We start from the raw sequence: 9,704 nt of genomic DNA on the forward strand, positions 1-9,704 counted from the left end.
GAAGTTAAGCTTCTCTGCGCCGATGGTACTGCACTCGGGAGGGTGTGGGAGAGTAGGTCACCGCCGGACAATCGTTCATGGGGAGGGCCCCGACCAGCCATGGTCGGGGCCCTTTCTGCGTTGTGCGTATGATTGCGTCATGGCCCTCGACATGTATGCAGGGATACCGGTCAGCGATTATGCGTCGGCCCTGGGATGGTATGAACGGCTGCTGGGCTCGCCGACGTTCGTCGTGAGCGACGTGGAGGCGGTGTGGGAGCTCGCGGAGCATCGATCCATATTCATCGAGCAGCGGCCTGAGCACGCCGGCCATGCCATGCACACGATTTTCGTTGACGACCTTGACGCGCTCGTCGCGCAGATCGCCGAGCGAGGACTCGATCCAGCCGAGCGGGAGACGTACTCCAACGGGGTGCGCAAGGCGACGTACCGCGATCCGGAGGGGAACGAGATCGGGTTCGGCGGCGCTCCACTGTGAGAGACTCCGCCTCGGGCGGACACCTGCATGACCGTGCGCCGCTTTGTGCACCGCCGGCAATCAGCGACCCGGTGCGGTGGCCGCCATGAACCCACAACGGGTGCGGCGGCCACGAAGCCGACGTGTGTCGGTGCGGGGGCGGCCACGAAGCCAACGAGCGTGCTGCGGGGGCCGCCATGAACCGGTTTGGCGGCAGCGGCGGTGGCCGCCACGGACAAGGCCGATGACGGCCACGCGCACGAGTCCCACTCTATGCGATCCCATAGTCGCGTAAAGTGAGGTCCATGTCAGACCTGCAGGGTCCCGGAGAGGACCGTCACGGCCCGGCCGGCCAGGTGAACGCGATCGCCGTCCAGCGTCACCTGGACCAGGCCGCCTCGCCTCGACAGCTGGGCGCCGACCAATGAGGCGCGACCCAGGCGGGCTGACCAATACGGTGAGAGCGCGCAGTGGGCCGACCCCGTAACCGGGTCCTCGGGCACGCCGACCTTGGGGGCGAAGAACCTGGAGACGAAATCCGTGTCGATGCCCGGCGCGGTGACGATGACGCCCCTCGCATCCACGGCGGTCAAAGCGGTGATATCGGGGGCCAGGGACCGTACCGTTTCCTCCGAGTCCACCTCCACCAGCAGGTCGAGATGGCTTTTTCCGACCCGCACAGGTGTCACGCCGAGTGCTTTCTCCAGGCCGTCGGGCACCGGCGCGGGGGTCACCTCCTTGGCCGGAAAATTCATGGTGATCATCTCGTCAGGGAGACGATTAACGGTAAGCGTCCCGCTGGCCGTCTTGAATTCGAGCTGCCCCGTCGTCGCTCCTGTGGAATAGAGCACATGGGCCGTCGCCAGAGTGGCGTGACCACAGAGCGTGACCTCGACCGCCGGTGTGAACCAGCGGAGCGAATCGCCGAGGAGGAAGGCCGTCTCGGAGAGGTTCATCTCGGACGCCACGCTCTGCATCCAACTGTCAGTAACCGGAGTCTCCAACAGGCAGACGGCCGCGGGATTACCCTGGAAAGCTGTGCCGGTGAAGGCGTCCACGGTGAAGATGCGCATGTGGACGATGCTATCCGGGGGTCGGATATCCAGATGCAAGCGGGCTGCAAGCCGTACAAAATGGAATTAGGGCTGGGCGTGTCGCGTGGCGAATGCGGAATCGTCGGTTACCGTCCAATGTGTAGGGACGTGCCGATTACGGTGAGTTCCTGAGGAAAGGACAAGCCGATGGGGGCAGTGCGCAAGGTGGTGAGCTACCTTGGCCTGAGCGGGGTCGATCACTACGACGAGGGCTATGACGACGACGAGCACTACGAGGACGAATACGTCCCCGCGACCGAGCGGGCCGCCCGGCGGTGGCGCGCGAACGTCGACTCGTCGCGCATCGTCATGGTCCAGCCGCTCAAGTACAACGACGCGCCGTTGATCGGGCAGCACTTCCGTGAGGGCCAGACGGTGATCATGGACGTCTCCGGGATGGCGATGCCTGAGGCGACGCGGATGGTGGACTTCGCCGCCGGGCTGGCCTTCGGGTGCGAGGGGCGGATCGAGCGCATCGCCGACCGTGTCTTCCTGCTCGCCCCGGCGCACGTGGAGATCGAGACGACCTAAAGGACACCTGCTGAGCGCTGCGCGGGCTGCCGCTTCGGTGGCTCGCCTCCAGCGTGTCCGCGGCAGTGGATTGTGCTTGGGCCGGTTCAGCGTGGTGAGCCGGCGATTGCGATCAGCCGGAGGATCGGGGCAGCCGACGGGGGGCTGCGCTCGGGCCGGCCTATCTCCGTGGTCATAGGGACCGCATCTGGCCGGCTCGCCGTGGTGAGCGGCGATCGCGTTCAGCTACATGGGCAGGCTGTGCCGGCCCGAAGGCGGCGCTCAGCTGGTCCAGAATGGCCAGCGGAGGTGGCGTTCGGCCGGTTCAGCGTTGGCAGCGGGGCTGCCCTCGCCCTGCGCGGGGTGGCCAGTGGTACCGCCTTCTCAGGCGCACGCCCGGCTCACGGCCTGCGCTGCATCATTCCCCCTGGTCATGTTGCCCCTGGCTATGTCGCCCCTGGCAGCGTCGTGCCCGTCGGCCACCGCCATGTGAGCGCTGCTGAGCTCGGCCAGGTGTGACGCTGGCCACCACCGTTCCGGGCGAGACCGGCTTGACTCTGCTGGGGGCGAAGCGGTCATCCAGCCAGACCAGACTGCGCCCAACCAGACTGCGCCAGACCAGACCTGTGCAAGGCCAGACCTGTGCAAGGCCAGGCCAGGCGGCCTAGGCACACGGCCCAGGCCAGACTGCGCCAAGCCAGGCCAGACTGCCGGGCCAGGCCAGACTGCGCCAGGTCAGGCGTGGCGTGGCCGTAGGTAGGACGCTGCACTTCGTGAGCACGGTCCTTGCCGGTCGAACGATCAGGCGGCGCGTGGGCCGCGACGGATCAGGCGGGTCAGTTCGGTGGCGTCGTCGGCGGCCTGTTTTGCGCGTGCGTCCGATTCGCGGGCGTACGCGTGGAGCGCCCACACCGCCCCCTCGGCCAGCTCCCTCAGCTCGCTGACCTGGGCGCCCACGAATTGGGCGTCGGCTCGGATCATTTTGCGCCGCTGCCACAGCTGCCAGCCGGCCAGAGCGATCATGGTGACGCCGGCTGCCGCGAGCAGGCTGTTGGCCAGCACCGCCCCGACGAGGCAGGCGATCCCGGTCACGATCAGCACCACCGCCGCCCACGGAAGGGGTCGCGGCACGACCCCTTCGGTGCGGAGCGCGTGCTCCGCCGCCGCCAGTGAGGTCGGGTCGGGGCCCTCGGGCGCCAGATGGATGCGGTGACCGAGCAGTGGCACGGTGAGCGTGGCAGGCGGCTCCAGCCGGCTGTCGGCTTCGAGCTCCTCGGCCACGCCACGCAGGATCGGCGCCGCCACGTGCAACGCGATCGCCGCCAGGTGCGGGTCGGCGCCGGGACGCAGGTCGTCCAGCAGGTGCGAGCCCAGCGAGGCCATCGGCCCTTCAGGGCCGCCGGAGCCGATCAGCGAGCGCAGCACGGCGAGCGGCTCGTCCTCGGCCCAGCTCACGGCCGGGCTGCCCGAGCTGTTGTCGAGCGGGGCGGTGGAGTCGTGCTCGGCCTGCCGCGTCAAGGTGATCTCCGCGCACCGGCCACGCAGTCTGGCCAGGCGGTCGGCGGCCATGGACGGCCGGGCCAGCTCAGGGATCTCGGCCATCTCCGGGAAGTCGACCAGCGAGGGGGGCACGACGACCGTCGTCTTCCCCGGGATCAGGGCCTGGACCCACTGCTCAGGGTCGGCGTGCTCCTGGACGGCCAGGGCGTCGAGCTTGCGGAGGACGAAGATCTTGCCGGCGGGGCCGTACGCACCTCTGGCGGCGGCCAGCCACAACGAGCGCTGGCCGTGCGTGACCGGCCGGTCGAGTGACAGCTCGCCGAAGGCGGTGCCCAGCCAGGAGGCGTGGATGCGGCTGCCCTGCCCGGACACCGCGAGCGCCAGGCACAGGAAGAGCGCGGTCCGCTGCTGGTCGCGACCGGCGGCCCGGCTCAGCGGCTCCAGCGGGTCGTCGCCGGCGAGGATGGCGGCCAGTGCTTCGATGGCAGGGGGCAGCCAGTAACCAGGTACGTCGCGGAACCCCGGTGCGGCGGGCGGCACGCTGCCGTTCGCGGCGAGGTGCGCCAGCAGAGCCTCGGCGTAACGATGCACCTCCGTCGCTGCCTGGGGGCTCACAGTCAGGTCCGTGCTCAAGGCAGAGAACTCCCCCATGTCGGCCTCAGTTCATGACCGCGTAAAGCCTAGCCGTTGGGGCGCGCCAACCCGGTGGAGGCGCGCCCACGACACGGAACGGGGGGCTTTGAGCCAACTGTCTCTTACATGCGCTCGGGGACGGGAACGCCCAGCAGGTCGAGCCCCGTCTCCAGTACGCGCAGCGTCAGGGCGCACAGGGCGAGCCGGTGGTCCCTGGTCTCGGGGTCGACGCCCGCCTTCACCACTGGACAGTCCTCGTAGAAGGTGCTGAACAGGCTGGCGGTCTGGAAGAGGAAGTTGCACAGCCGGTGCGGCTCGGAGCCGGCGGCGACCTGCGCGATCAGCTCGCCGAAGCCCAGCAGGTGGAGGCCGAGGGCGCGTTCGGCGGGCGCGGCCAGCACGATGGAGGCCGTCGCGTCGGCCGGCTGGATGCCGGCCTTGCGGAAGATGGAGCGGATCCTGGCCGTCGCGTACTGCATGTAGGGGCCGGTGTTGCCGGTGAAGGCCAGCATGCGGTCGAAGTCGAGGATGTACTCGCTGTCGTGACTGACCGACAAATCGGCATATTTCACCGCGCCCATGCCGACGGCGCGAGCGATCTCGTTCCGAGTGGCTTCGTCGTACCCCCGGTCGGAGATCGCCGCCGTGGCCCGGTCGATGGCCTCCTGCAGCAGGTCCATCAGCTTGACCGACTCGCCGGACCTGGTCCTGAACCGGCGCCCGTCCTTGCCCAGCATCATGCCGATCTGGATGTGCTCGGCCGAGACATTGTCGGGCAGCCAACCCGCTTGCTTCGCCGCCGCGAACACCATCTTGAAGTGCAGCGTCTGCTCGTTGCCCACGACGTAGAGGATGCGGTCGGCCTTGAGGTCGTGGACGCGGTAGCGGATGGCCGCCATGTCCGTGGTGGCGTAACCGTAGCCGCCGTCGCTCTTCCTGATGATGAGTGGCAGCGGCTTGTCGTCGGAACCGGTGAAACCGGGCGGGAACACGCACAGCGCGCCCTCGCTCATCACCGCCGTCCCGGACGCCTCCAGGTCGTCGCAGGTCTTGTCCAGCATGGGGTTGTACATGCTCTCGCCGGCGATGTCGGCGTCGGTCAGCGTGACCCCGAGCAGCTCGTAGACCTTGTTGAAAAAGCTGACGGTGGCGTCCATGAAGACGTGCCAGAGCCGCATCGTGGCGGGGTCGCCGCCCTGCAGCGTGGTCACCCGCGAGCGGGCGCGCTGCCTGAACTCCTCGTCACCGTCGAACTTGACCCGCGCCGCCTGGTAGAACTCCGTCCCCATGCCGGCCTCGAGCTGCGCGACCGCGGCCTCCTCACCGACGTCGATCAGGTGCTCGATGAGCATGCCGAACGGCGTGCCCCAGTCGCCCAGATGGTTCTGCCTGATCACGGTGTTGCCGAGGTGCTCGTGCAGGCGCGCCAGCGAGTCGCCGACGATGGTGGTGCGCAGGTGGCCGACGTGCATTTCCTTGGCCGCGTTGGGCGCGGAGTAGTCGACCACCACGGTCTGCGCGGGCGTGATCGTGCCGACGCCGAGCCGGGGGTCCGCCAGCATGCGCTGGGCCTCGGAGGCGATCCACGTGTCGTCGAGCGTGATGTTGAGGAATCCGGGGCCGCTGACCTCGACCGTGCCGGGGAAGTCCGACAGCTCCGCCTTGATCGCTTCGGCGACCTCCCGCGGTGCCCGTCGCAGGCGCTTGCCCAGGCTCAGCGCGACGTTCGCCTGGAAGTCGGCGAACTGGGAAGGCCGGATCAGCGGATCTGCGTCGGCGTGCTCCGAGCCGAACGCGTGTGCCAGCGCCTGCTGGACGCGCTCGGTGAGCACTATCTGCGGGTCGGTCATGTTCTAAGGGTACCGGCGACCTTCACCGCGATGCTGATCGCCGCGGCCGCCACGAGCGAGACGCCGACGGCGGTCAGATCGTTGCCGATGTCGCCCGGTTCGAGCGCGAAGAACGTCCTGACGAACGGCAACGTCAACCCGATCCCGAACATCACCGCCATGGCGCCGACCAGCACCAGCCGCCACCAGTTGAGCGGTCTGGCGATCAGCACGAGCACCCACCACGTGGTGAGGAACAGCGTGATCACCGCGGAGGTCTGGTCCTGGACGAGGGTGGAGGTCCCGCTGTGCGCGGCCCAGAACGACACCAGCACCGCCACCGCGCACAACACCCCCGCCGGCACGGCGAAACGCAGCACGCGGGGCACGAATCCGGGCTTGGGACGCTCGAGAGCGGGTGCGAGCGCGAGGAACAACACCGGGATGCCGATGGTCAGAGCGTTCGTCAGGGTCGAGTGGCGGGGCGCGAACGGGAACATCACCCCGGCCACGCCCACGGCCAGCGACAACACGATCGCGTAGAAGGTCTTGGTGAGGAACAGGCTGGAGACCCGTTCGATGTTGGCCAGGACCCGCCGGCCCTCGTCCACGAGGTGCGGCAGCGTCGCGAACTTGTCGTCCAACAGCACCACCTGCGCGACCGCCTTCGTCGCCGGGCTGCCCGCGCCCATCGCGATGCCCAGGTCGGCGTCCTTCAGCGCCAGCACGTCGTTGACCCCGTCGCCGGTCATGGCCACCGTGTGGCCACGGGCCTGGAGCGCGGCGACGAAGGAGCGCTTCTGTTGCGGGCTGACCCGGCCGAAGACCGCGTACGCGTCGAGGATCTCGCCCAACTTGTCCTCGTCGTCGTCAGGGAGGGTCCTGGCGTCGATCGCACGATCGCCGTCCGGGATGCCCAACCTGGTGGCGATCGCGGACACTGCGTCCGGACTGTCGCCGGAGATGACCTTGACCGCCACGCCTTGTTCGGCGAAGTAACGGAGGGTCTCGTGGGCGTCGGGCCTGATGCGCTGCTCGAGCGTGACGAGCGCAACGGCCTCCAGCGCAACGGCCTCCAGCGCCACGTGCCCGCCGTCCACCGCGCCGTCCACTGGGCCGTCCACCGCGCCGTCCACTGGGCCGTCCACCCCGCCGTCCACCGCTCGCTCTCCGCCTGCCGCAGGGGCGCGGTCTGGCACACGCCCGGAGCCGGTGGACAGGGCAGCGCCGGTCGCCGACGGCAGCCGGTCGGCGCGGCAGAGGGCCAGGACACGGGTGCCGGTGGCGGTGAGCTCGGCGGCCCGGTCGTACCCCTCCCCGCCGTCCAGCAGGACGTCGGGGGCGCCGAGCACCCAGACGCCACGCTCGCCGAAGTCGGCGCCGCTCCACTTGCGTGCCGAGGAGAACGGTACGGACTCGCGGGCGCTCCAGCCGTCACCGGCGACGGGGTAGCGTGCCCGGATGGCCTGGGCGGTGGCGTTCGGCCGCCGGTCGAGGTGGGAAAGGGTGGCCAGCGCGGCGTCGATCGGCTGGTCGTCACGTAGCGGCAGCACCTCGTCGAGATCCATGCCGCCGGCGGTGAGGGTGCCCGTCTTGTCCAGGCAGAGCACGTCCACCCTGGCCAGGCCCTCGATCGCGGGCAACTCCTGGACCAGGCATTTGTGCCGGCCCAGACGTACGACGCCGACCGCGAACGCGATCGAGGTCATCAGCACCAGACCCTCGGGGATCATGGTCACGATGCCCGCGACGGCACCCGTGATCGCGGTGCCGAAGTCGACGGAGTTGCGGACCTGGCTGTAGATCAGCAGAGCGCCGATCGGAATGACCAGCCAGGTGATGTACTTGATGAAGTTCGCCACGCCGGCACGCAGCTCGGAGTGCGCGAGGTGGAATTTGCTGGCCTCCTCGGCGAGCTGAACGGCGTACGCGTCGGTGCCGACCTTCGTGGCCACGAACGTGCCCGAGCCCGCCACCGCGAAGCTGCCCGACAGGACCTGGTCGCCCGCGTTCTTGTGCACGGGGTCGGCCTCACCGGTCAGCAGTGACTCGTCGACCTCCAGCCCGTCGGACCGGACCACCTCGCCGTCGACCAGCAGGCGGTCGCCGGGGCCGAGCAGGATCAGGTCGCCGAGCACCACCTGGTGCGGCTGGATCTCCTGCTCTCTGCCGTCCCGCCGAACCCGTACGGGCGCCTCGTTGATCACCGCGAGCTTGTCGAGCGTGTGCTTGGCCCGTAACTCCTGGACGATGCCGATCAACGCGTTGGCCACGATGATCAGTCCGAACAGGCTGTCCTGCCACTCACCGAAGATGAGGATCAACGCCCAGAGCACACCGATGACGAGGTTGAACAGGGTGAGAACGTTCGCCCTGATGATCGCGCTGAACGATCTGCTCGACCGGCGCGGAACGTGGTTGGTCTTCGCGACCGCCACTTGCGCCGATGTGAGCCCATCCACCGTTAAGGTGAGCCCGTCCACATAACCCCCTGTATCTGTGGATCGGTCTCACAGACTACGGTGTCACCACAGCCGGTGTGAGCGATGTGTGGCGGCTACCCGCTCGCCGATTCCGGCCACGATCCCTTGAGCTGACAGATCGGCCGCGAGCTGACAGGCCGCGCTGATCGCCGGTGCCTTGGAGGAGCCGTGAGCGATCACGACGGTGCCGTTCAGCCCGAGCAGCACAGCACCCCCGTACGCTTCCGCGTCGAGGCGGCGGCGCAGCTCGCGCAGGCGTGAGCGCTGCAGCGCCGCGCCCAGCCTGGCCAGCCTGCTGTCCTCGATCGTCTGCCTGAGCTCGGCGAACGCGTACCGGACCGCGCCTTCCATGGTCTTCAACGCCACGTTGCCGGTGAACCCGTCGGTCGCGATCACCTCGACCTTCCCGGTCAGCAGGTCGTAGCCCTCCACGTTGCCGGCGAAGTCGATGCCGGGGGAGCCCTGCAGCAGCTCGTGGGCGCGCTTGACGAGCTTGTTGCCTTTCTCGGCCTCTGCCCCGATCGTGAGCAGGCCGACCCTGGGATGGGTGATGCCGTAGGCCAGCTCCGCATAGGCCGTGCCCAGGTGGGCGAACTGCACCAGCATCTCCGGCTTGACGTCGGCGTTGGCGCCGGCGTCCACGAGGAGGGTCGGGCGGGGGAGCGTGGGGAGCGCGACGGCTATCGCCGGTCGCTGCACACCCTGTTGTGTTTTGAGCCGCAGTCTGCTCGTGGCCACGACGCCGGCCGTGGAGCCGGCAGACACGACCGCGCTGGCGTCGCCGCGGCGTACGAGGTGGCAGGCGATCGCGATGCTGGAGCGGGGGCGGCGCAGGCTGGCCAGCGCCCCCTCGTCCATCGCCAGCGCCTCCTCGGCCCGTACGATCGGGACCTCCTTGGTGGCGTCATGGTCGGCGAGCGCCTCGTAGAGCACGCGGGGAGAGCCGACGAGCACGATGGGCAGGTCGCGCTCGCGCACGGCGTGCACCGCACCCGCCACGATCTCGTGCGGTGCGTGGTCGCCGCCCATGGCGTCCAGCGCGATGGGCTTGCTGTCGGACAATGATCACCTCGTGCGGCATCGAGCCCGCCGTCACGGCTTGGCCGGAACACGGGCTCGGTATGTCCGCATCGTAGGCGAGGCAGCTGCCAGGTTAACCGGCGGGTAAGCCCTCTTGGTTCCCCCCAACGCCCCTTCC

The 9,704-nt window shown here is 69.0% G+C and carries 7 protein-coding genes and 1 rRNA gene; 3 read left to right on the forward strand and 5 right to left on the reverse strand.

Features of this window, described 5'->3' with window-relative positions:
* Positions 1 to 69 (forward strand): 5S ribosomal RNA (gene rrf / locus ETD86_RS60450); the annotation flags it as partial.
* 70 nt (positions 70 to 139) lie between these two features.
* Positions 140 to 478, forward strand: coding sequence for a VOC family protein (locus tag ETD86_RS49570; RefSeq protein WP_138673577.1), 339 nt, complete (start codon positions 140 to 142; stop codon positions 476 to 478).
* Between the two features lie 287 nt (positions 479 to 765).
* On the opposite strand, the gene ETD86_RS49575 is transcribed toward ETD86_RS49570, so the two are convergent.
* Positions 766 to 1,530: a PhzF family phenazine biosynthesis protein gene (locus ETD86_RS49575; protein WP_138673578.1), complete on the reverse strand. Its 765-nt coding sequence runs from the start codon at positions 1,528 to 1,530 to the stop codon at positions 766 to 768.
* Between the two features lie 168 nt (positions 1,531 to 1,698).
* On the opposite strand from ETD86_RS49575, the gene ETD86_RS49580 reads away from it, so the two are divergent.
* A complete protein-coding gene (locus ETD86_RS49580) occupies positions 1,699 to 2,082 on the forward strand; it encodes a cell division protein SepF (RefSeq protein ID WP_138673579.1) in 384 nt (127 codons plus the stop codon).
* A 780-nt stretch (positions 2,083 to 2,862) separates the two neighbouring features.
* On the opposite strand, the gene ETD86_RS49585 is transcribed toward ETD86_RS49580, so the two are convergent.
* The 4 genes from ETD86_RS49585 to plsX form a co-directional block, all read right to left on the reverse strand.
* Positions 2,863 to 4,176, reverse strand: a complete 1,314-nt coding sequence (locus ETD86_RS49585; RefSeq protein WP_246149444.1) for a hypothetical protein — start codon at positions 4,174 to 4,176, stop codon at positions 2,863 to 2,865.
* A gap of 140 nt (positions 4,177 to 4,316) precedes the next feature.
* Positions 4,317 to 6,044, reverse strand: a complete 1,728-nt coding sequence (gene argS, locus ETD86_RS49590) for an arginine--tRNA ligase (RefSeq protein WP_138673580.1) — start codon at positions 6,042 to 6,044, stop codon at positions 4,317 to 4,319.
* Positions 6,041 to 8,461 (reverse strand): HAD-IC family P-type ATPase, encoded by a 2,421-nt coding sequence (locus tag ETD86_RS49595; RefSeq protein ID WP_246149445.1) that lies wholly within the window; start codon positions 8,459 to 8,461, stop codon positions 6,041 to 6,043. The genes argS and ETD86_RS49595 overlap by 4 nt, the downstream gene beginning before the upstream one ends.
* Before the next feature lie 87 nt (positions 8,462 to 8,548).
* A complete protein-coding gene (plsX, locus tag ETD86_RS49600) occupies positions 8,549 to 9,568 on the reverse strand; it encodes a phosphate acyltransferase PlsX (RefSeq protein WP_138673582.1) in 1,020 nt (339 codons plus the stop codon).
* Between the last annotated feature and the right edge of the window lie 136 nt (positions 9,569 to 9,704).

Source organism: Nonomuraea turkmeniaca (genome assembly GCF_005889735.1).
Lineage (GTDB): Bacteria > Actinomycetota > Actinomycetes > Streptosporangiales > Streptosporangiaceae > Nonomuraea > Nonomuraea turkmeniaca.